At 67.6% G+C, this 20,821-nt stretch carries 17 protein-coding genes and 2 pseudogenes; 14 read left to right on the forward strand and 5 right to left on the reverse strand.

The features are described 5' to 3' along the window. Window position 1 precedes the first annotated feature (1 nt). The 4 genes from VF643_RS07065 to VF643_RS07080 all read left to right on the forward strand — a co-directional run bounded on the left by VF643_RS07065 (window position 2) and on the right by VF643_RS07080 (window position 5,102). Window positions 2-3,343: an error-prone DNA polymerase gene (locus VF643_RS07065; RefSeq protein WP_331042669.1), complete on the forward strand. Its 3,342-nt coding sequence runs from the start codon at window positions 2-4 to the stop codon at window positions 3,341-3,343. A 63-nt stretch (window positions 3,344-3,406) separates the two neighbouring features. After that, the gene (locus VF643_RS07070; RefSeq protein ID WP_331042793.1) at window positions 3,407-4,300 is read left to right on the forward strand and encodes a tetratricopeptide repeat protein; all 894 of its coding nucleotides are present in this window, start codon (window positions 3,407-3,409) and stop codon (window positions 4,298-4,300) included. Then, window positions 4,297-4,935 (forward strand): LON peptidase substrate-binding domain-containing protein, encoded by a 639-nt coding sequence (locus tag VF643_RS07075; protein WP_331042670.1) that lies wholly within the window; start codon window positions 4,297-4,299, stop codon window positions 4,933-4,935. The genes VF643_RS07070 and VF643_RS07075 overlap by 4 nt, the downstream gene beginning before the upstream one ends. Continuing rightward, entirely contained in the window at window positions 4,932-5,102 is a 171-nt protein-coding gene (locus tag VF643_RS07080) for a Trm112 family protein (protein ID WP_331042671.1), read from the forward strand. The genes VF643_RS07075 and VF643_RS07080 overlap by 4 nt, the downstream gene beginning before the upstream one ends. Window positions 5,103-5,163: 61 nt before the next feature. On the opposite strand, the gene VF643_RS07085 is transcribed toward VF643_RS07080, so the two are convergent. Next, window positions 5,164-6,393 (reverse strand): UbiH/UbiF/VisC/COQ6 family ubiquinone biosynthesis hydroxylase, encoded by a 1,230-nt coding sequence (locus tag VF643_RS07085; RefSeq protein ID WP_331042672.1) that lies wholly within the window; start codon window positions 6,391-6,393, stop codon window positions 5,164-5,166. Window positions 6,394-6,502: 109 nt separating this feature from the next. Between VF643_RS07085 and VF643_RS07090 the strand changes: the two genes are divergently transcribed. The 4 genes from VF643_RS07090 (at window position 6,503) to ribA (ending at window position 11,593) form a co-directional block, all read left to right on the forward strand. Beyond that, window positions 6,503-8,788, forward strand: coding sequence for a DNA translocase FtsK (locus tag VF643_RS07090; protein WP_331042673.1), 2,286 nt, complete (start codon window positions 6,503-6,505; stop codon window positions 8,786-8,788). Window positions 8,789-8,841: 53 nt separating this feature from the next. Further along, window positions 8,842-9,459, forward strand: coding sequence for an outer membrane lipoprotein carrier protein LolA (locus VF643_RS07095; protein WP_331042674.1), 618 nt, complete (start codon window positions 8,842-8,844; stop codon window positions 9,457-9,459). A 285-nt stretch (window positions 9,460-9,744) separates the two neighbouring features. Beyond that, the gene (locus tag VF643_RS07100) at window positions 9,745-10,527 is read left to right on the forward strand and encodes an exodeoxyribonuclease III (RefSeq protein WP_331042675.1); all 783 of its coding nucleotides are present in this window, start codon (window positions 9,745-9,747) and stop codon (window positions 10,525-10,527) included. 13 nt (window positions 10,528-10,540) lie between these two features. Continuing rightward, window positions 10,541-11,593 carry a GTP cyclohydrolase II gene (gene ribA, locus VF643_RS07105; RefSeq protein ID WP_331042676.1) on the forward strand — a complete coding sequence of 351 codons (1,053 nt, stop codon included), beginning with the start codon at window positions 10,541-10,543 and terminating at the stop codon, window positions 11,591-11,593. 193 nt (window positions 11,594-11,786) lie between these two features. Here ribA and VF643_RS07110 read toward each other — a convergent pair whose 3' ends face one another. Next, the gene (locus tag VF643_RS07110; protein ID WP_331042677.1) at window positions 11,787-12,449 is read right to left on the reverse strand and encodes an HAD family phosphatase; all 663 of its coding nucleotides are present in this window, start codon (window positions 12,447-12,449) and stop codon (window positions 11,787-11,789) included. After that, window positions 12,446-13,111 (reverse strand): YggS family pyridoxal phosphate-dependent enzyme, encoded by a 666-nt coding sequence (locus VF643_RS07115; protein WP_331042678.1) that lies wholly within the window; start codon window positions 13,109-13,111, stop codon window positions 12,446-12,448. Before VF643_RS07115 ends, VF643_RS07110 begins: the two co-directional genes overlap by 4 nt. 21 nt (window positions 13,112-13,132) lie before the next feature. Between VF643_RS07115 and VF643_RS07120 the strand changes: the two genes are divergently transcribed. Next, the gene (locus tag VF643_RS07120) at window positions 13,133-13,630 is read left to right on the forward strand and encodes a thiamine phosphate synthase (RefSeq protein ID WP_331042679.1); all 498 of its coding nucleotides are present in this window, start codon (window positions 13,133-13,135) and stop codon (window positions 13,628-13,630) included. 18 nt (window positions 13,631-13,648) lie between these two features. Here the strand turns inward: VF643_RS07120 and VF643_RS07125 are convergent, their stop codons facing one another. Next, entirely contained in the window at window positions 13,649-14,998 is a 1,350-nt protein-coding gene (locus tag VF643_RS07125; protein WP_331042680.1) for a glycoside hydrolase family 27 protein, read from the reverse strand. Between the two features lie 214 nt (window positions 14,999-15,212). Further along, on the reverse strand, window positions 15,213-15,905 hold the full coding sequence (locus VF643_RS07130; RefSeq protein WP_331042681.1) for a hypothetical protein: 693 nt from the start codon (window positions 15,903-15,905) through the stop codon (window positions 15,213-15,215). A gap of 237 nt (window positions 15,906-16,142) precedes the next feature. On the opposite strand from VF643_RS07130, the gene VF643_RS07135 reads away from it, so the two are divergent. The 5 genes and pseudogenes from VF643_RS07135 (at window position 16,143) to holA (ending at window position 20,740) form a co-directional block, all read left to right on the forward strand. Continuing rightward, on the forward strand, window positions 16,143-16,586 hold the full coding sequence (locus tag VF643_RS07135) for a DUF3576 domain-containing protein (protein WP_331042682.1): 444 nt from the start codon (window positions 16,143-16,145) through the stop codon (window positions 16,584-16,586). Window positions 16,587-16,614: 28 nt separating this feature from the next. Further along, a pseudogene (locus VF643_RS07140) lies at window positions 16,615-17,328 on the forward strand (class I tRNA ligase family protein); the annotation flags it as partial. Between the two features lie 138 nt (window positions 17,329-17,466). Further along, window positions 17,467-19,227 (forward strand): annotated as a pseudogene (leuS, locus tag VF643_RS07145) (leucine--tRNA ligase); the annotation flags it as partial. Next, window positions 19,224-19,724, forward strand: a complete 501-nt coding sequence (gene lptE / locus VF643_RS07150) for an LPS assembly lipoprotein LptE (RefSeq protein ID WP_331042683.1) — start codon at window positions 19,224-19,226, stop codon at window positions 19,722-19,724. The pseudogene leuS and the gene lptE, both read left to right, overlap by 4 nt. Then, entirely contained in the window at window positions 19,721-20,740 is a 1,020-nt protein-coding gene (gene holA, locus VF643_RS07155) for a DNA polymerase III subunit delta (protein WP_331042684.1), read from the forward strand. The genes lptE and holA overlap by 4 nt, the downstream gene beginning before the upstream one ends. Window positions 20,741-20,821: the final 81 nt, after the last annotated feature.

Consider the following 20,821-nt stretch of genomic DNA (forward strand, 5'->3'; position numbering starts at 1 on the left):
GATGAGCGACCCCGCTTTCGCCGAACTCGTCGCGGCCTCCAACTTTTCGTTCCTCGACGGCGCGAGTCATGCCGCCGACATGGTTGCGCGTGCCGTCGAACTGGGGCTGGCGGGGATTGGCATCGCCGATCGGAACACCGTCGCTGGCGTCGTGCGTGCACACCAGGCGCTGAAGAAGGCACGGCAAGGCCTGCTCGGCGCGCAATTACCGCCGCTGGACTTCAAACTGGCGGTCGGCGCGCGGCTGGTCTTTGCCGACGGCACGCCGGACATCGTGGCCTTTCCTTCGCACCGCGCCGCATGGGGAATGCTCACCCGGTTGCTGACGGTGGGCAATCGGCGCGCGATCAAGGGTGGGTGCATCCTAGGCTTCGACGATCTCGTCGCGCACCACCGCGGCCTGCTGCTGATCGTCATGCCGCAATCCTCGGCGCGCACGGCAACGCCGGTAAAGGACGGGGACATGCCGCCACGGCGGGCCGATCCCAGCTTGCAGGCCACACTTGCCGCGCTCAAGCCGCTGGCCCGGGAGTCGCTTTGGTTGGGCGTGTCGATGCCGCATGCCGGCCGCGACCGACGGCAGCTGACGCTGCGCGCGCGTATCGCCGGCGACCTCGGCGTGCCGCTGCTGGCGACGACCGATGCGCTCTATGCCGATCGCCAAGATCGCGACCTGCACGATATCGTCACCTGCATTCGCGAAGGCGTCACCATCCAGGGCGCCGGACGCCTCCTCGCTGCCAATGGCGAGCGGCACATCCACGGTGCCGACGAGATGACGCGGCTGTTTCGCGATTTTCCCGAGGCGGTGACCAACAGCCTCGATCTGCTGCGCCGGATCGGCTTCGATCTGGACCAATTGCGCTACGAATATCCGCATGAGCCGGTGCCAGCGGGATGGGATTCGCAGGATTGGCTGGAGCACCTCGTCTGGAGGGTCGCACTCGACCGCTATGAGGACCGCGTTCCGGACAAGATGCTGAACCTGCTTCGCGAGGAATTCTCGCTCATCCGGGAAAAGGCGTATGCCTATTATTTCCTGACCGTGCACGACGTGGTCCGCCACGCCCGCTCGCTCGACCCGCCGATCCTATGCCAGGGACGGGGTTCGGCAGCCAACTCGGTGGTCTGCTATCTGCTCGGCGTCACCTCGGTCGATCCGATGAAATACGACCTGCTGTTCTCGCGCTTCGTCTCGGCCGAGCGCGACGAGCCACCCGATATCGACGTCGACTTCGAGCACGAGCGGCGCGAGGAGGTGATGCAATATATCTACACCCGCTATGGCCGTGACCGCGCCGCGATCGCCGCCACCGTCATCCATTATCGGCCGCGCTCGACCGTGCGCGAAGTCGGCCGCGCGCTCGGGCTGACCGAGGATGTGACGCAGCGGCTGACCAGCACCGTCTGGGGCAGTTTCGCGCATCGTTTCGAAGATAAGAGGTTCGCCGAAACCGGCTTCGACATCGCCAATCCCGAAATTGCACGGTTACGCGACATGGTCGGCCGCCTGCTCGAATTCCCGCGGCACCTGTCGCAGCACGTCGGCGGCTTCGTCCTGACGCAGGGACGGCTGGACGAGATGGTGCCGATCCACAACGGCGCGATGCCCGATCGCACCTTCATCGAATGGGACAAGGACGACATCGACGCGCTCGGCCTCATGAAGGTCGATATCCTCGCGCTCGGCATGCTGACGTGCATCGGCAAGGCGTTCGACCTGATGCGCCGGCACGGTCTCGGCGATCACCAGCTCGATACGATCGCCACCGCCGAAGACCCGCGGGTCTATGACATGCTGTGCAAGGGCGACAGCATCGGCGTCTTCCAGGTCGAGAGCCGGGCGCAGATCAACATGCTGCCGCGCCTGAAACCTCGCGAACTCTACGATCTGGTCGTGCAGGTTGCGATCGTCCGGCCCGGCCCGATCGAGGGCGACATGGTCCATCCATATCTGCGCCGCCGTTCTGGCAAGGAAGCGGTCGAATTCCCCTCTCCGGACCCGCGACATGGCCCGCCCGACGAACTCCGGCAACTGCTTCGCTTCACCTATGGCGTGCCCTTGTTCCAGGAACAGGCGATGAAGCTGGCGATCGTCGCCGCGGGGTTCACGCCCGGCGAGGCAAATCAGCTCAGGCGGGCGATGGCGACCTTTCGCCACGTGGGCGGCATGGAGAATTTCCAGGCCAAGCTGGTCGGCGGAATGATTCGGCGCGGCTATCAGCGCGATTTCGCCGAGCGCTGCTATCGCCAGATCGAGGGCTTTGGCTCCTACGGCTTTCCGGAGAGCCATGCTCTGTCCTTCGCGCGCCTTGTATATGTTTCGTCGTGGATCAAATGCTTCCACCCCGCCGTTTTCGCCTGCGCGATCCTAAATTCGCAGCCGATGGGCTTCTACGCGCCTGCCCAGCTCGTGCGCGATGCCGCCGAACACGGCGTGCGCATCCTTCCGGCGGATGTGAACCACAGTGCCTGGGACAACATTCTTATTCGCTTTCCTGCACGCGAATTGGCTTTACGGCTGGGTTTTCGCCAGATCGACGGCTTCCGCGAAGATTGGGCTAAGGCGCTCGTCACGGGAGCGCCTTTCGCCAGCATCGAGGACGCTGCACGCCGCGCCGACCTTCCACAACGCGCGCTCTCGCTGCTCGCCGATGCCGACGCCTTCCGCTCCCTCACAATGGACCGGCGGGAGGCCGGGTGGGAGGTGCGGCGCACCCCGCCCCGCCAGCTAGCGCTGTTCGCCGCCGCCGATGCACCAGAACTCGGCATGGAGGCGAGCGCGAACCTTCCCGCCATGCCGCTGTCCGAACACGTCGCCGCCGATTATCAGACGACCCGGCTTTCGCTCAAAGGTCATCCCATGGCCTTCCTGCGCGATCTTTTCGCGCGTGAGGGGATGCTTTCCAGCGCCCAGGCCGCGCGTGCCAAGAACGGTCGTCGCGCCAAGGTCGCGGGCATCGTCCTGGTCCGTCAGCGGCCGGGGAAGGGCAATGCAATCTTTGTCACGATCGAGGACGAGACCGGCATCACCAACGGCTTGCTATGGGCGCGCGATTTCGAGGCCAACCGGCGCGACGTCATGGCGGCAAGGCTGCTGGTGCTCGAAGGCACGATCCAGCGCAGCGAGGAGGGCGTCGTCCACCTGATGACCACCCGAGTCCAGGATCGCAGCCACGAACTGTCGCGCCTGTCGCAGGACCGCACCATCGAACCCGAAGTCGCCCGCGCCGACGTCTTCATCCACCCCAAACCGGCCCGCGCGCCCGATCCGCGTCACGGCCACCCGCGCGATGCCCATCCGCTCAGGAGCCTGTTGCCCAAGTCGCGGGACTTCCATTGACGTGCCCGCCGCCCCAGATAGGAAACGTAAGACGTAAGGGAGCACGACTTGGCTACGCTGGGAATGACCGCCGACCAGAAGACCGCAGTGGAGGCGTTCCGCCGCGACGTCGTCGAACCGTCGATGACGAGCCTGGTCATCATCGACTTCTGGGCCGAATGGTGCGGGCCGTGCAAGGCGCTGACCCCGATCCTGGAAAAGGTCGCGGCAGCCTATGTCGACAAGGGCGTGGTGCTGGCCAAGGTCGATACCGACAAGAACCAGTTCATCGCCACGCAGTTCCAGATCAAGTCCATCCCCACGATCTATGCGATGTTCCAGGGTCAGCTGGTCGCCGATCTGACGCCTGCGCGCACGGAATCGCAGCTGCGCGTGATGATCGACCAATTGCTCAAGCAGTTGCCGATCCAGTCCCCCGCAGCAGAAGCGGAGGCCGAACTGGAGCCGCTGATCGCGATGGGCGAGGAGGTGTTGGCCCAAGGCGACCCGGAGCGAGCACTTTCGATATTCGATCAGCTTTTCGACATGGCGCCGGAGCATCCTGCGGTGCTTTCGGGACGTATTCGCGCGCTGGTCGCCGCGAACCTGACCGAGGAAGCCGAAGCGGCGATCGCGGCACTTCCTGCCGATCTCAAGGATGCCGGAATCGATCGCGCCAAGGCGGCGCTGGATCTCGCCAGAAGCGCGCCGGCGATCGACGATTATGGCACGCTGGCGGCCGAAGTCGCGGCGAACCCGGAAGATCACGAGAAGCGCTTCACCCTGGCCAACGCCCAGATGGCCGCCGGAGAGCGCGATGCCGCCGCCGACAATTTCCTGGCCCTGATCGCCGCCGACCGCGAATGGAACGACGGTGCGGCGCGAACGCAATTGCTCAAGCTGTTCGAAGTCGTCGGACTGATGGACCCCTGGGTATCGACCCAGCGCCGCCGCCTGTCCGCGATCCTGTTCGGATGACCGATCCGGGCAAAATCGTTCGTCTTTCGGTCTTCCCCCTTCCGGGCGCCTTGCTCTTTCCGGGGATGCACCTGCCGCTCCACATCTTCGAGCCCCGCTACCGCGCCATGGTATCGGATGCGATGGCGCGCGACCGCCGGATCGGCATGATCCAGCCGCGACCCGGTCCAAGCGAAAACAAGGGGAATCCACCCGCCCTATTCGATCTCGGCTGCGTCGGCCGGATCGCGGAGGTCGAGGCGATGGATGACGGCCGCTACAATCTGGTGCTCGAAGGCGTGGCGCTGTTCCGTATCATCCGCGAACTCGACGTGACCACCCAGTTTCGCCAGGTCGAGGCCGAGCTGCTGCCTGCCACCGAGGACGAAACCCTGTCGCTCGGTGCACGCGCCGCGCTGGAGATGGAATCGCGGCGCTTTGCGGAGGCGCAGGGATATGCCGTCGATTGGGACGCGGTCGCACGGCTCGACGACGAGGCGCTGGTCAACGGCATCGCCCAGATCGCACCGTTTGATACCGCAGCCAAGCAGGCGCTGCTGGAGGCACCGGGAATCGAGGTTCGCGCCGATCTGATCGTTCAACTGATGCAATTCTTCGGCCGCCACGACGGCGAGGAGCGGGTGACGCTGCAATGATCGACCCGTGGCTGCTCGAGCGATTGGTCTGCCCGGTTACTCGGCAGCCTTTGCGCTATGACGATATAGCGCAGGAATTGGTCAGCGAAGCCGCCCGACTTGCCTACCCGATCCGCGACGGCGTGCCGGTGATGCTGGTGAAGGAAGCACGCCCGCTGACGCCATGAATTGGCATGAAACTCGGCAGCAAGGCCCGAAGGGCATGATACCGAAGCTCCAGTGGCCTGGTCAGATCCTCATGCCCTGCAACAATTTGGGCAGGTCGCCGGCTTCACCACGCGCTTCGGCCATGAAGCGTGCCTTGAGCGCCGGGAAGGCGTTGACCGCCGAGATGCCGAAGCGGCGAACCGCGCTTGCCGCTTTGCCAGGTACGCCGAACAGCCGGGTCAGCGTATCGGTCGCCATCGCCACCATCAGCGTGTCGGCGCCGCGCCAGCGCTGGTAGCGTGCGAGCAGCGCTGCATCGCCGAGATCGAGGCCGAGGCGCTTGCCCTCGACCAGCACCTCAGCAAGCGTGGCGACGTCGCGAAAGCCCAGGTTCAGCCCCTGCCCGGCGATCGGATGGATCCCGTGTCCCGCGTCGCCCACCAGCACCAGCCGCTCGGCCGTGACTCGCGCCGCATGGTGGAAGCCGAGCGGATAGCTGGCGCGGGGCGACGGCGCCGAGAGCGCGCCCAGGAAGCCGCCCATGCGTTTCTCCGCTTCGGCCAGAACCCCGCGGTCGCCCAGCTTCATCATGCCGGCGGCATCCCCCGCCGCCACAGTCCACACGATCGCGGATCGGTGGCCGTGGTCATCATCGGTCAGGGGAAGCAGCGCGAACGGTCCTGCGGGGTAGAATATTTCGAATGCGGCGCCGTGATGTGGGCGTTCGTGGTGGAAGGCGCCGACGATAGCCTCGTGATCGTAGCGCCAGCGCGCGACCGCGATCCCCGCGGCGTCGCGCGTCGGCGAATTTCGCCCTTCGGCGGCGACGAGCAAGGGTGCCGAAACGATGGTGCCATCGTCGAGCGTCGCGATGACCCCGGCGGCGCTGCGGGCCACGTGGGTCGCACGCGTCTTCATGCGCAGATCCACGTGGCGCGCCTCGCTGGCCGCCTCAAAAAGGGCGCGGCGGAGGATGCGGTTTTCGTACATCGTGCCCAGCGCGCCGTCGTCGGCGTCGGGCACGAAGTCGAGCCGACCGGGTTCCAGCCCGTCGCTGACCCGGATTGCGGCGATCGCGCAGCCATCGCCCGCCAGCCGCGCACCCACCCCGATCGCATCCAGCATCCGGCCGCTCGCACTCGCCACCGCCGACGCGCGGCCATCGAAGGCAGGGGCGAGCGTGATAGCGGGATCGGCCGGGTCGATCACCACCGACGCGATGCCATGCGCGTCGAGCGCCAGGCTGAGCGTCGTGCCGACGAGTCCGCCGCCGAGGATGATGACGTCGGGGCGAAGTGTTGCGCTATCCATATGTCCTCCTATCCCTGCGCCGCGGATGTGCCAATGATGCCGATGCCTTGACGCCGCCCCGTCGTAGGAGGATGATTCCGGCAAACTCCCGAAGCATGAAGGACGAACGATGGCGAGCCGAGCGCAGCCGGCCCTGTGGCGCGAGACGGTGAAGGCAGGGGCCGTGCGCAGCGGCGCGGTCATTGCAGCAATCGCCATCTTCGCGGTCACGCTGGCGCTGGTGCTGGCGCTCGCCAGCTACCGGCCCAGCGACCCGGCCATCAATACCGCGTCCGGCGGCGAAGTCCGCAATCTGATCGGCCCACCCGGTGCCTGGATCGCCGATCTGTTGCTGACCTTGTTCGGCCCGGCGGTCGCGCTGGTGCTGCCGGTCGGTCCGATCGTGGCGATGCGGTTGTGGCGCGATCTGCCGGCGGGACGATGGTTGCGGATGGTGTTGCGTGCGATGATCGGAGTCGCGCTGATGGCGAGCGCCCTCGCCTTCGTGTCGGACGGCGCGGTGCTGGCTCTGCCCGCCAGTTGGGGCGGGGTTATCGGGCTGACGGTTGCGGGTGGCGTACGCTGGGCGCTGGCGTTTGCGCAGGATGCGACGATCGCCACCTGGGGTGCGCGGGCGATCGGGGTGATCGTCGCGGTGGCCGGCGCGATCGTCTGGAGCCGCAGCCTGGAGCTGGAACTGCCGCAACGCGATTGGCGACGGCGGCGCGGCATCCGCGCAGAGGACATGGGTGCCGAGGACGAGGAGCCACTGACGCTTACCCGCAAGCCGGTGGAGCCGCGCGCCGCGGTAGCACCCGATCCGCGGCCCGCCCCCGTCATTGCGGATCGACAGGTCGCGCCATCGGCCGCCAAGCCCAAGCCGCAGGCGCGGCTGGACCTGCGCGACAATTACACCCTGCCCTCGATCGATCTGCTGGCGCTGCCGCCTGAGGGGCCGAAGAACGTGATCGACAAGGCGGCGCTGGAACGCAACGCCCGCCTCCTGGAGAACGTGCTCGACGATTTCCACGTCAAGGGCGCGATCACCGAGGTCCGCCCCGGCCCGGTCGTGACGATGTACGAACTGGAACCCGCCCCCGGCATCAAGGCCAGCCGCGTCGTCGCGCTGGCCGACGATATTGCGCGCAACATGAGCGCGATCTCCGCGCGCGTCGCGGTGATCCCCGGGCGCAACGTCATCGGCATCGAATTGCCCAACCAGCGCCGCGAACCGGTGACGCTGCACGAACTGGTCGCCAGCCAGACCTTCGAGGATCAGGCCGCGCAGCTGCCGATCATCCTGGGCAAGAACATCGCGGGCGATCCGGTGATCGCCGATCTCGCGCCGATGCCGCATCTGCTGGTCGCGGGCACCACCGGATCGGGCAAGTCGGTGGGGCTGAACTGCATGATCCTCAGCCTGCTCTACCGGCTGACCCCGGACCAGTGCCGGATGATAATGATCGACCCCAAGATGCTCGAACTGAGCATGTACGACGATATCCCGCACCTGCTCTCCCCCGTCGTCACCGATCCGGCCAAGGCGGTGCGCGCGCTGAAATGGGCGGTCGAGACGATGGAGGACCGCTATCGCCAGATGTCGTCGGTGGGCGTGCGCAGCCTGGCGAGCTTCAACGACAAGGTCCGCGCCGCCAAGGTCAAGGGCCAGCCGCTCGGCCGCAAGGTGCAGACCGGCTACAACCCCGACACCGGCCAGCCGATCTACGAGGAAGAAAAGCTCGAATACGACGTGCTGCCGCAGATCGTCGTCATTGTCGACGAACTCGCCGACCTGATGATGACCGCGGGCAAGGAGGTGGAATTCCTGATCCAGCGGCTGGCGCAGAAGGCGCGCGCGGCGGGCATCCACCTCATCATGGCGACACAGCGTCCCTCGGTCGACGTCATTACCGGCGTCATCAAGGCGAACCTGCCGACGCGGATCAGCTTCCACGTCACCTCCAAGATCGATTCGCGCACCATCCTGGGCGAACAGGGCGCCGAACAGCTGCTGGGCAAGGGCGACATGCTTTACATGCCCGGCGGCAAGGGCATCATCCGCGTCCACGGACCCTTCGTCTCCGATGACGAGGTCCACGCCGTCGCCGACCATTGGCGCAGCCAGGGCCGGCCCGATTATATCCAGTCGGTCACCGAAGAGCCGGAAGACGGCTTCGCCCTGGAGGGTGCGCCGACCGGCGAGGATTCGGCGGAGGACCAGCAATATCGCGCCGCAATCCAGCTGGTGTGCGAATCGCAGAAGGCCTCGACCTCCTGGCTCCAGCGGCAGTTGCGCATCGGCTACAACTCGGCCGCCCGCTTGATCGAGCGGATGGAGAAGGACGGCATCGTCGGCCGTCCCGATCATGTCGGCCGACGCGAAGTGCTGCGCGATGCCGAGGGGCATGCGATCTGACGGGTTCAGCACGGGTTCAACGCCGCGCGGCCAAGCGGTCGGCTCAGGAGATCATGATGTTCGGTTCGCGTGCCCTTTTGCTTGCCCCCATAGCGCTTGCCGCCGCCCCGCTCGCAGCCCAGGCGACCGGCGATCTGGCGGCCGTGCAGACGCATTTGCGCAGTGTCGAGACGATGACGGCCAGTTTCAGCCAGTCGGATCGGGACGGCAAGGTGTTGACTGGTACGCTGACTCTCAAGAAGCCGGGGCGCATCCGCTTTCAATATGAGAAGGGCGTGCCGATCCTGATCGTCGGCGATGGCAAGGCTCTTTGGTTCCTGGATTATTCGGTGGGGCAGAAGCAGCGCTGGCCGATCGCCAATTCGCCGCTGGGCGTGCTGCTCGATCCCAATCGCGACATGACGCGGTTCGCCAGCGTGGTGCCGGGTGGCGATCCGCGGATCGTGTCGGTCGAGGCGCGCGATCCCAAGCACCCCGAATATGGGCGGATCACCCTGGTCTTTGCGCGTCAGGCGTCGGCACCGGCGGGGCTGATGCTGCAGGGATGGGTGGCGCTCGACAGCCAGGGCAATCGCACCACCATCAGGCTGACCAACCAGCGCTTCAACGCGGCGGTTGCCGACAACGTCTTTCGCTTCAACGAACCGCGTGCTGCGGCGCGGCGAAATTAGGCGCATTCGTCCTATCATTCATCCACGCGACAGGTTCCGGCCGCTATGGCGATCCGTGCGGATGTGAGGCGTTCGGGATTTTCCCCCTGTTGCCCGGACCAACCCCATGTCCTGCCTGCGTGACGAACGCCAGGTCGGCCCTCGCTCCATGCCCCCGGAGCGGGGGCCTTTCTGCGCAGGGCGGCTTGGCGGCGCTAAGACTCGCCCAAGCACGGCCGGCGCGGCAAAGCCCCGTCCGACGCCGCGGCTTTGCCGCGGCGGGCAAAATAGCATAACCGGCTCCCTGTGAAGATCGCCTCGTGGAACATCAATTCGGTCCGTTTCCGGATCGGCATCGTCGAACGCTTTCTGCGCGAGGTCGAACCCGACGTCCTCTGTCTTCAGGAAACCAAGGTCGTCGACGAGGACTTTCCGGCGGACGCCTTTCGTGCGCTGGGGTACGACCATGTCGTGATCCACGGCCAGCGGATGTATCACGGCGTCGCGATCCTCAGCCGCATACCATTGATCGAGGACGATCGTTTCGACTGGCAGGCCAATCGCGAGGCGAGGCATGTCGGCGTCGCCTTGCCCAACGGCGTGCGGCTTGAGAACGTCTATGTGCCCGCCGGCGGCGACGTGCCGGATCGCACGGTGAACCCCAAATTCGGGCAGAAGCTCGATTTCGTCGAGCGGATGACGCGCTGGTCCGAGACGCTCGCCTGCCCCGCCATCCTGGTCGGCGACCTGAACATCGCCCCCCTGCCCTGCGACGTGTGGAGCCACAAGGCGTTGCTCAAGGTCGTCAGCCATACGCCGGTAGAGGTCGACGCGCTCGAGCGGTTGCAGGCGTCGGGCGGCTGGGTAGATCTGGGGCGGCACTTCCATCCGGCGCCAGCGCGGCTGCACACCTGGTGGAGCTATCGGTCGCCGGACTGGACGAAGAACGATCGCGGACGGCGGCTGGATCACCAATGGGCGACCCGCGACGTGGCGGCGGCGGCGACCGCGCATATCGTCTTCGAGGATTGCCGAAGCTGGCTCGCGCCGTCGGACCATGTGCCGATCATGACCGAGTTCGCCTTTTGACCGGATCGCGAGCGTGAGCGACCCGCGCGCCGCCGCTCGCGCGATCGACGCCCTGCGCCGCGGGTGGCCGATCGCGGTCGGCGGATATACCCTGCTGGCGGTCGAGACCGGGGATGAGGCGCGCCTCGCCGCGTTCGATCCGGAATCGCGTGCCGACGTGCTGATATCCTGGGGCCGTGCGGTGACGCTGAAGCTGGCAAACCAGCGCGCCGCCGCCGATCCCGACGCGCCGGTGCTGGTCGAGCGGGCGCCGTGGATCGACTTCGCCGCCGCGACCGCGCTGGCGGACCCGCAGCTTGACCTGGCCACGCCGATGAAGGGGCCGTTCCGCGCCCTGCCCCTTGCCGACCCCATAGCGGCGGCCGCCGCGCTGCGGCTGGCGCGGATCGCCGGGTTGCTGCCGGCGTTCTTCATCGGTGGCGATGGGAGCGAGGCCGAGGTTTCGATCGTGGCGGCCGACATCGCGGCCCATGAGGACGCCGGGCGGCTGGCGCTGGCGACCCGCGCTCGGCTCCCCGTCGAAGGCGCGGAGGATGCGGAGATCGTCGCCTTCCGATCGCCCGAGAGCGCCGACGAACACGTGGCGCTGCTGATCGGACAGCCCGATGGCCGACCGCCGCTGGTGCGGCTGCACAGCGAATGCCTGACCGGCGACGTGCTGGGCAGCCTGAAATGCGATTGCGGGCCGCAGCTGCACGCCGCGATCCGGGCCATTGCCGCGTCGGGATGGGGCATATTGCTGTACCTGCGGCAGGAGGGGCGCGGGATCGGGCTGGTCAACAAGCTGCGCGCCTATGCGTTGCAGGATCAGGGGTTCGACACGGTGGACGCGAACACCCGGCTGGGCTTTGCGGTGGATGCGCGCGACTTCGGGGTGGCGGCGCGGATGCTGACCCTGCTGGGGCAGAACCACGTTCGATTGCTGACCAACAACCCCGCCAAGGTTGCGGGGCTGGAGGCGGCGGGCGTGCGCGTGACCGAACGGGTGCCCCATGCCCTGCCCGCCAACGTTCACAACGCGGGCTATCTGGCGACCAAGCGGGATCGGACGGGCCACCAGTTCTAGGGCGCCGCGATTCCCGCGATCGGCCATACCCGCCGTTCCAAACCGGACGAACCACACGCTACGTCGCGGAGGAAACGGCCCTCCCGAAAACCTGCGCAATCGAAACCCGTGCTTCCAAGAGGATAGAGGTGCGAAATAAGCATGATGCCCGGACGATGGCAGGTCCGCCGGTTGTAGGACAGCGGCGAATCCGTCAGCCGAGCAGCGCCGCGACCTCTTCGAAATCGTGGGCGATCGCATCGACGCCGAGTGCCCTCAGCCGATCGGGGTGGCCGGTGCCGCAATGGGTGCCCGCGCACAGCCCGATGACATAGGCACCCGAGGCGACCGCGCCGGTGGCGCCGACCGGCGAATCCTCCAGAATGGCGCAGCGGGCGATGTCGACCCCGAGCGCGTCGGCGGCGTGGAGGTAGAGATCGGGGGCAGGCTTGCCGCGGACGACATGTTCGCTGCCGCTGTAGATGTGGGTGCCGAACGCGTCACTCAGCCCCAGATGCGCGAGGTGGGTCGAAATCCAGCGGGTCGAACTGGACGACACGACCGCGCGCGGCAGGGCTGGCGGGAGCGCGCGGACGAAGGCGCGCGCGCCGGCGACCTCGGCGATGCCCTCCGCCATGACGCGTGCGTCCTCGGCCTCGCGTGCCGCGTGGAAGGAGGGCGGTATCGGCCCGCCGATCCACCGTTCGATCGCGGCGCGGAAGTCCGGCCCGGACAGGCCCATGAACTGCGCCATCGACTGTTCGGGGGTGGTCGGATGACCCTCGGCGCTCAGCCAGTCGGCGATCTGGCGGTTGCCGATATATTCGCTTTCGATCAGCACGCCGTCGAAGTCGAAGAGCAGGGCATCGAACTTCATGCAGCGTCTCCCTGGCCACGCGCCCCGAACAGCGCGCTGCCCACCCGGACGTGGGTGGCGCCGATGGTCACCGCGGTCTCGAAATCGTCCGACATGCCCATGCTGAGACCGGCGAGGCCGTGGTCGCGCGCGATTCTGGCGAGCAGCGCGAAATAGGGAGCGGATTCAACGCTTGCGGGAGGCACGCACATCAGCCCGACGATCGGCAGGTCGCGCGCCGAGGCGAGCAGTGCGGGGAGATCGGAAATCGCGCAACCGCCCTTCTGCGGCTCCTCGCCGATGTCGACCTGGACGAAGCAGTCCGGGCGGCGGCCGGTGCGCTCCATGGCGCGGGCGAGCGCGGTGACGAGCGAGGGGCGATCGACCGAGTGGATGACGTCGAACAGCGCGACCGCATCCTCGGCCTTGTTCGATTGCAGCTGACCGACGAGGTGGAGGCGCACGCCATCGTAGCGTCCGCGAAGCGCGGGCCATTTGGCGGCTGCTTCCTGGACCCGGTTCTCGCCGAAGTGGCGCTGGCCCGCGTCGAGCAGGGGCGCGATCGCGTCGGCGGCATGGGTCTTGGACACCGCGACGAGGGTGATCGCTTCGGGCTTGCGGTTCGCCAGCCGGGCAGCGTGGGCGATGCGCGCCTGCACGCCGGCGAGATTGGGATCGGTCATCGAGGCGCTATAGGGGGGCGGATGCGCGCCCGGAACCCCGTCCCTAAAGCCTGGCTGATGACCGACGAGCGGCTGGGCGACGATCTGTGGGCGGCGCTGGCCCGTGTGCCGCCGGGGAGTGGCGTGGTGTTCCGGCACCTGGCGACGCCGCGGGGGGAGCGGCTGGCGCTGTTCCGGCGGGTGCGCAGCGTCGCGGTGGCGCGGCGGCTGGTGCTGGTGGTGGCGGGGGAGCGGCTGCCGTGGCGCGCGCATCATGGCGGGCCGCGGCCGGCGACCGCGCCGGCGCATGACCGGCGCGAGGCGGTGGCGGGGGTGCGGCGGGGGGCCAGGGCGCTGTTCGTGTCGCCGGTGTTCGCGACGCGGACGCATCCGGGCGCGCGGGGACTGGGGATCATGCGGGCGCGGCAGATCGGGCTGGGGTTGCCGCTGGTCGCGGTGGCGCTGGGGGGGATGGATGCGCGACGGTGGCGGGGGCTGCGGGGGTTTTGGGGGTGGGCGGGGATCGATGCGTGGGTGTGAGGTTCGCCGGCCGGACGGTCAGCCGAGCCGATAAAGGCCTGCTCCATGCGGCGCGATGGTTTGCCCGAAACGACCCGATGTCGGCGCGAGCATCTTCCCGCTCCACAGGTCGCGCACGGGCGTGCTGCCGCTGAAGCCGAGATCGCTGAGCGGCAGGCCGACCGCCTTGGCGGCGGCCGTGGTGTTGAACAGCGCGACGTAACGGCCCGTGCCCGACGGCGGCCGGGCCGACCAGATTCGCGTACCGTCTTCGACGAAATGCGGGCGATTGTCGGTGCTGGCCTGATTGACCGCAATCACCGCGCGGTTGGTGAGCAAGGCGAGGGTCGCGTCGTCCAGATGGCGCAAATCGCCGCCCATGATGAGGGGCGAACGGGCGATCGACCACAAGGTCATGACCGTGCGCTGTTCGTGGGGCGTGAACTTGGTATCGCGCTCCCCGAGCGCGAGCCGGCCGAGGGGCAGCATGTCCGCGTCCGGCCAGGCGCCCGGACGGCGCCACACGTTCCAATTCTCCAGACGGACGAACTGCGCCTCCAGCAGCGGCCATTCGTCCCAGAAATCGTCGCTGATCCGCCACATCTGCGCATGCCGGCGGACATGATCGCCGCGTGCGACGGGGGTTTCGCCCGGCGAAAGGCTGAGCATCATCGGCCGACCCGATGCCAGAATCGCCTTATGCGCACCCTCGATCTCGGGCGCATGCGCATCATAGGGGCGGCTCATGTCGTCCATCTTGATGAAATCGACGCCCCAGGACGCGTAGAGCGCAAAGACGCTGTCGTAATAGGCCTGAGCCCCCGGCCGGGTCATGTCGACGCCGTACATATCGGGGTTCCATGGGCACAGGCTGGTGGTGTCCGCCACGTCGGCGGCGCGAAAGCGGGTGCCCAGGATAGGAAGGTTGCGCTTGACCGCCAGGCGCGGAATGCCGCGCATCAGGTGGATACCGAACTTCAGGCCCATTGCGTGAACGTCCGCGGCCAAGGGCGCGAATCCCTTGCCGCCGGTGCTCGACGGAAAGCGATTGGGCGCGGGGATCAGCCGGCCGTAGCCATCCATCGCGGGTTTGGGATCGCGATTGTAGGTATAGCTCGACGCCTCCGGCTCATACCATTGGATGTCGATCGTGAAGACGTCATAGCCGAAAGGCAGCAGCTTGCGGCGCATGATGGCCGCTGTTTCACGCGCCTGCGCCTCGGTGATCGTCGTCGCGAAACTGTTCCAGCTGTTCCAGCCCATCGGCGGTGTCGGCGCGAGAAGGCGATCGGGTTTGCCGGTATCGACGGCTGCCGCCTTGCCGGGCAGGAGCGACGCGACGGTTCCTGCGGTCGCCGCGGTCAACAGGTCTCGTCTATTGACGGTCATCCATATCTCCTGCGGGCTTGGCCGTGCGGTTCGATCGTAACCGACCGGCGATGACCATGCTATTGCTTAGAGTGGTCTGATGGCGGCGGGAGGTCGGGCCGTTTCCTGGCAGCGTCGCGGCGAAGCCGCGCCGTCGGTCGTGGCTGGGCCACGCCGGCCGGGCTTGGGCTGCGCGTTGCGCATCGGCGCGGACGTAGCCGCGCCTGCCCTTCGCCTAGAACCGGAACGCCGTCCCTACATACACCGCCCGGCTGTCGCGGCGGTCGTCGGCGAGGCGGGCCAGGCGTTCGCGGTCGGTGCGATAGCGCATGCCGGCGGTGACATCGAGATTGCGAGTGAGCGCGTAGGAGCCGCCGACATCGACCGAATAGGTCCGCACGTTCTCGATCATCACCGGGGTAATGCCCTCCAGCGGACGGTCAGCTGCTGCCTTCACGCGTGCGCCGAAGCGCTTGCCGGTATAACTGACGCCGAGGTCGAAGGCTTCGCGGCTGCCCGGCTGGATACCGGCGTCGACTCGCTTGACGTCGCCCGATACCGCAAACCGCTTCCAGCCGACCGCGACGCCCAGGTTGTAGGCGATCGGCGCAAGCCCGACCGAAAGCGACGGCGCCGCGGCGATGCGCTGTGCATCCAGCGCGCGGGTGGTGCGCGCCCGGACCGCGACGGTGATCGCGCGGCCGCCCGAGCGGGTCTGTGCCGGCGTGAAGCGAAAGCCATCCTCGGTCAGGCCGCTGCGCGCAAAAACCGCGGCAAGGCGGGGATCGGCGGCGGCGGGGGTGAAGGTGCTGCCCAGGCGGGCAATAGGGGCGGCGCGCGTGGCGATGCGCTGCCGCTCGGTGGCGCCGGATGCGGGCGCGACGGCGAGCGCGCAGGCGGCCAAAGCCCCCACGGCAACACCAGCCAAGACCCGCCGCTTGTCCACCCGCAATCCCCGTTCCGCCTCGACCATTCGAGTCCGTCCCAACGCGCCTAGCATGAATCAGATTAGCGCAAACACCATAGCCGCACGATTAATCACAGGTGTTGCACAAGGTCCACAATCCGCCCTGCTACCCCCCCTGCCACCCCTGCCGCTTGCGGGGGGGGTGGCGGCCCTGTAGAGGCATGATCGCCCCCGTATGCTTCAATCAGGATGCCCCGCATGAACCGTCCGTCGCCGGCCAAGCTGCCGATTCTCATCGCCGCCGGCCTCGCTCTGTCGCTGAGTGCCTGCGGGGGCAAGAGCGGCAATCGCACCGATCTCGCCGCGTCGAAGGTGACCACGATCGGCGTCAACAGCTATCTTTGGCGGGCGAGCCTGGACGCGCTGTCGGTGATGCCGCTGCTCCAGACCGATTCCAATGGCGGGGTGATCGTCACCGACTGGTACGTCAATCCGCAGTCGCCGGGCGAGCGGATCAAGGTGACGGTGTCGATCCTCGATCAGGATCTGCGCGCCGATGCGGTTCGCGTCGCGGCGCTGCGCCAGGTGAACCAGGGCGGGCAGTGGGTCGCGGCGCCGGTGATGGCGGCGACGACGCAGAAGCTGGAGGACATCATCCTGACGAAGGCGCGCGACCTGCGCCGTGCCTCGCTTGTCGGCTGAGCCGCAGGCGGACGGGGGCACGACGCGGGTGAATGCCCCTTCGCGCTTCAACGCGCTGAAGGCCGATGCCGCCTGGCAGGCGGTGTGGGACGAGCGGCAGACCTTCGCCGCGGACGATTTCAGCCCGAAGCCCAAGAGCTACGTGCTCGAGATGTTCCCCTACCCATCGGGGAAGATCCACATGGGGCACGTCCGCAACTATACGATGGGCGACGTGCTGGCGCGCTATCGGCGGATGCGCGGCTATGAAGTACTCCATCCGATGGGGTGGGACGCGTTCGGGATGCCGGCCGAAAACGCTGCGATGGAAAAGGGCGTCCATCCGGGCAGCTGGACGCGCGCCAATATCGCGGCGATGAAGGCGCAATTGAAGCGGCTGGGTTTCGCGCTCGATTGGGCGCGCGAACTGGCGACGTGCGAGCCGGAGTATTACGGCCACGAACAGGCGCTGTTCCTGGACCTGTTTGCGGCCGGGCTGGTCTATCGCAAGGAATCGGCGGTCAATTGGGATCCGGTCGACATGACCGTGCTCGCCAACGAACAGGTGATTGATGGGCGCGGCTGGCGTTCGGGCGTACTGGTGGAACGGCGCAAGCTGAGCCAGTGGTTCCTCAAGATCACCGATTTCGCCGACGAACTGCTCGATGGCTTGCGGGCGCTGGATCAGTGGCCCGAGAAGGTCCGGCTGATGCAGGAGAATTGGATAGGGCGATCGCGCGGATTGCAGTTCCGCTTTCTGATCCTCCCCGCTCGCGGGGAGGGGGACCGCTCGCAGAGCGGTGGAGGGGGTGCGCAACAAGCGGCATCGCCCGCGGACAACCCCCTCCACCACCAGCCTTCGGCTGGCGGTCCCCCTCCCCTTGCAGGGGAGGATCATGTCGAAGTCTTCACGACACGGCCCGACACGATCTTCGGCGCCAGCTTCGTCGCGGTGGCGGCGGATCATCCGATCGCGCGAGCCTGTGCCGATCGCGATCCCGCAGCGGCGGCGTTCATCGCGCGGTGCAAGCAGGGCGGCACGACCGCGGCCGAGCTGGAGACACAGGAAAAGCTGGGCTTCGACACCGGGCTGACCGCGGCACATCCGTTCGACGCCGCGTGGCACCTGCCGGTGTACATCGCGAACTTCGTGCTGATGGAATATGGCACGGGCGCGGTGTTCGGCGTCCCCGCGCATGACCAGCGCGACTTCGACTTTGCGCGCAAATATGATCTGCCGCTGCGCTGGGTAATCGGTGCGCAGGGCGAACCGGTCGATGACGAGGCTTACACGGGCGCCGGGACGCTCATCAACTCGCACTTCCTCGACGGCATGGCCATCGAGGATGCCAAGCGCGCGGTGATCGCGCGCGCCGAGGATGGCGGCTGGGGCAAGGGAACGACCGTCTATCGCCTGCGCGACTGGGGGGTCAGTCGCCAGCGCTATTGGGGGACGCCGATCCCGATCGTGCATTGCCAGGCGTGCGGTGCGGTGCCGGTGCCCAAGGACCAGTTGCCGATCGTGCTGCCCGAGGATGTGTCGTTCGCGGTCCCCGGCAACCCGCTGGACCGGCATGCGACATGGAAGCATGTCGCATGCCCGGCTTGCGGCGCAGACGCGGTGCGCGAGACCGATACGCTCGATACGTTCGCGGATTCGTCCTGGTATTTCATCCGCTTCGCCAGCCAGCCCAAGGACCGGCCGTTCGATCGCCGGCAAGCCGAGCAATGGCTGCCGGTGGGGCAATATATCGGCGGCGTCGAGCATGCGATCCTCCACCTGCTCTATGCGCGATTCTGGACGCGGGCGTTGAAGCACATCGGGCAGCTGGACGTGGCCGAGCCGTTCACCGGGCTGTTCACGCAAGGCATGGTGACGCACGAGACCTATCGTGCCCCCGATGGACGTTGGCTGGCGCCCGACGACGTGCGCGACGGCGTGGAGATCGCGACCGGGGATGGGATCACCATCGGCCGCGTCGAGAAAATGTCGAAGTCCAAGAAGAACACCGTCGATCCCGAGCCGATCGTCGATCAATATGGCGCGGACGCGGTGCGCTGGTTCATGTTGTCGGATTCGCCGCCCGAGCGCGATCTGCCTTGGTCCGAAGCGGGCATCGAAGGCGCGTGGCGGTTCGTCCAGCGGCTGTGGCGGCTGTTCGAGGGGCATGCGGCAGCGGCGGACGGCCAAGATGTGGCGCTCCGCAAGCTCACCCATCGCACGATCGCGGCGGTGGCGGAGGCGATCGAGGGGTTGCAGTTCAACAAGAGCGTCGCGCTGATCTACACGCTGGCCAATGCGGTCGAGAAGGCGGCGCCGTCGCGCGATCGGCAGGAGGCGATCGCCACGCTGCTGCGGCTGATCGCGCCGATGGTGCCACATGTCGCCGAGGAGGCCTGGGCTGCGGCAGGACGCGATGGGCTGATCGCCGATGCTGCCTGGCCCGAGGTCGATCCGGCATGCCTGGTGGATGACGAGGTGACGATCGCGATCCAGATCAACGGCAAGCTGCGCGACACGCTGGTCATGCCCAAGGGCACGCCGCGCGACGCGATCGAGGCGGCGGCGCTCGCCTCCGAAAAGATCGTGCGCCTGCTGGACGGCAAGGCGCCGCGCAAGATCGTGGTGGTCCCCGACCGACTCGTGAACCTGGTCGCATGAGGCATCTCGCGCTCATCGCGCTGCTGGCGCTGTCGGCTTGCGGGCTGAAACCGCTCTATGGTGGCGGCAGCGACGGCGGGGTGGCGGGGACGCTGCGTCAGGTGGAGGTGGCGACCATCGAGGGCAAGGCGGGCTGGCTGGTCGGCAACGCCCTGCGCGATCGGATCGCGGCCGATGGCCCGGCGCTGTACCGGCTCGACGTGCGGCTGGCCGACAGCATCAGCGGGCTCGGCGTGCGGCGCGACGACAGCGTCAGCCGCGAACGTCGGACCCTGCGCGCGCGCTATCAGCTGGTCCGCCTGAGCGACGGCCAGACGGTGCTGGATGCCAGCGCCGGATCGGACGCGGGCATCGACGCGGTACAGTCCGAATATGCGACGATCGCGGCCGAAAATACCGCGCTGGAGCGGCTGTCGGGGATTATCGCCGACAAGATCGTATCGCGGATCGCGCTTTATGCGCAGCGGAACCCCGCCGGGGCCGCACCGACGCCGTGAAGGCCACATTCGGCCAGATTCGCACCGCGCTCGATCGGCCGAGTCCCGATGTTCGGCTATACCTGCTCCACGGGCCGGACGAGGCGGCGGCGTCGGAACTTGCGGTTCGGCTCGGACATGCGCTGGGCACCGACGCGGAGCGTGTCGATCTGGATGCGGGGACGCTGAAGTCCGATCCCGCACGCCTTGCCGACGAGGCGGCATCGCTGTCGCTCTTCGGTGGCGTACGGTTCATCCGCGCAGGGCCGATCGGCGACGAAAGCCATGAGGCACTGGCCGGGCTGCTCTCGGCGGAACGCGCGGGCAATCCGGTCGTCGCGCTGGCGCCAACGGTACGCACGACGGCCAAGATCGTGAAGCTGGCGATCGAATCGCCACGCGCGATAGCCTTCGGCTGCTATCTGCCCGAGGGCGAGGCGGCGGATCGCATCGTCCTCGACATCGCGCGCGCGCATGGCCTGCGGACCAATGCGACGATCGCGCGGCGGATCGCGGAAGGATGCAGCGGCGACCGGGCGGTGATGACGCGCGAGATCGAGAAGCTGGCGCTGTATCTGGATGCCGATACCGATCGGCCGGCCGACCTGGACGATGCGGCGCTGGACGCCGTGGGCGCGGATTTGGGGGAGGCGGAATCGGCGCACGTCGTCGAGGCGCTGGTGGACGGCCATTCCGCGCGTCTGGGCGCCGAAATCGCGCGACTGGAGGCTGCGGGCACATCGCCGATCCCGTGGCTGCGCGCGATCACCCGGCGGCTGATCGTGCTGGCCGAGATGCGCGCGGAAATCGACGGCGGCGACAGCCTGGATTCCGCGATGAAGCGCCATCGCATCTTCCGCGGGGAGGAAGCGGCGACCGCACGCGCGGTGCGTCGCTGGTCTCCGGCGATGCTTGCCGGCGCGCTGGCGCGGGTGCGGACAGCCGAGCGTGCGGTCATGACGCCAGGCAATGCCGGTTCGATCCTGGCCGACGCCGCCATGTTGACGCTGGCGCGCGACGTCGAACGCCGGGGTTAGAGCCTGGCGCGTGACGACGTGTACCGATCCGTCCGTCCTGAGGAGCCGCTGAGCGAAGTCGGAAGAGATTGTGTTTGGCGC

This window comes from Sphingomonas sp. (assembly GCF_036387595.1).
Classification (GTDB): Bacteria; Pseudomonadota; Alphaproteobacteria; order Sphingomonadales; family Sphingomonadaceae; genus Sphingomonas.

Coding starts and splice junctions, on each gene's coding strand:
- VF643_RS07070 (WP_331042793.1), top strand. CDS start 3,407: ATGACCGCCGACCAGAAGACCGCAGTGGAGGCGTTCCGCCGCGACGTC.
- lptE (WP_331042683.1), top strand. CDS start 19,224: ATGAGGCATCTCGCGCTCATCGCGCTGCTGGCGCTGTCGGCTTGCGGG.
- VF643_RS07080 (WP_331042671.1), top strand. CDS start 4,932: ATGATCGACCCGTGGCTGCTCGAGCGATTGGTCTGCCCGGTTACTCGG.
- VF643_RS07110 (WP_331042677.1), bottom strand. CDS start 12,449: ATGAAGTTCGATGCCCTGCTCTTCGACTTCGACGGCGTGCTGATCGAA.
- VF643_RS07095 (WP_331042674.1), top strand. CDS start 8,842: ATGATGTTCGGTTCGCGTGCCCTTTTGCTTGCCCCCATAGCGCTTGCC.
- VF643_RS07075 (WP_331042670.1), top strand. CDS start 4,297: ATGACCGATCCGGGCAAAATCGTTCGTCTTTCGGTCTTCCCCCTTCCG.
- VF643_RS07090 (WP_331042673.1), top strand. CDS start 6,503: ATGGCGAGCCGAGCGCAGCCGGCCCTGTGGCGCGAGACGGTGAAGGCA.
- VF643_RS07065 (WP_331042669.1), top strand. CDS start 2: ATGAGCGACCCCGCTTTCGCCGAACTCGTCGCGGCCTCCAACTTTTCG.
- VF643_RS07120 (WP_331042679.1), top strand. CDS start 13,133: ATGCGCGCCCGGAACCCCGTCCCTAAAGCCTGGCTGATGACCGACGAG.
- VF643_RS07115 (WP_331042678.1), bottom strand. CDS start 13,111: ATGACCGATCCCAATCTCGCCGGCGTGCAGGCGCGCATCGCCCACGCT.
- VF643_RS07125 (WP_331042680.1), bottom strand. CDS start 14,998: ATGACCGTCAATAGACGAGACCTGTTGACCGCGGCGACCGCAGGAACC.
- VF643_RS07085 (WP_331042672.1), bottom strand. CDS start 6,393: ATGGATAGCGCAACACTTCGCCCCGACGTCATCATCCTCGGCGGCGGA.
- VF643_RS07135 (WP_331042682.1), top strand. CDS start 16,143: ATGAACCGTCCGTCGCCGGCCAAGCTGCCGATTCTCATCGCCGCCGGC.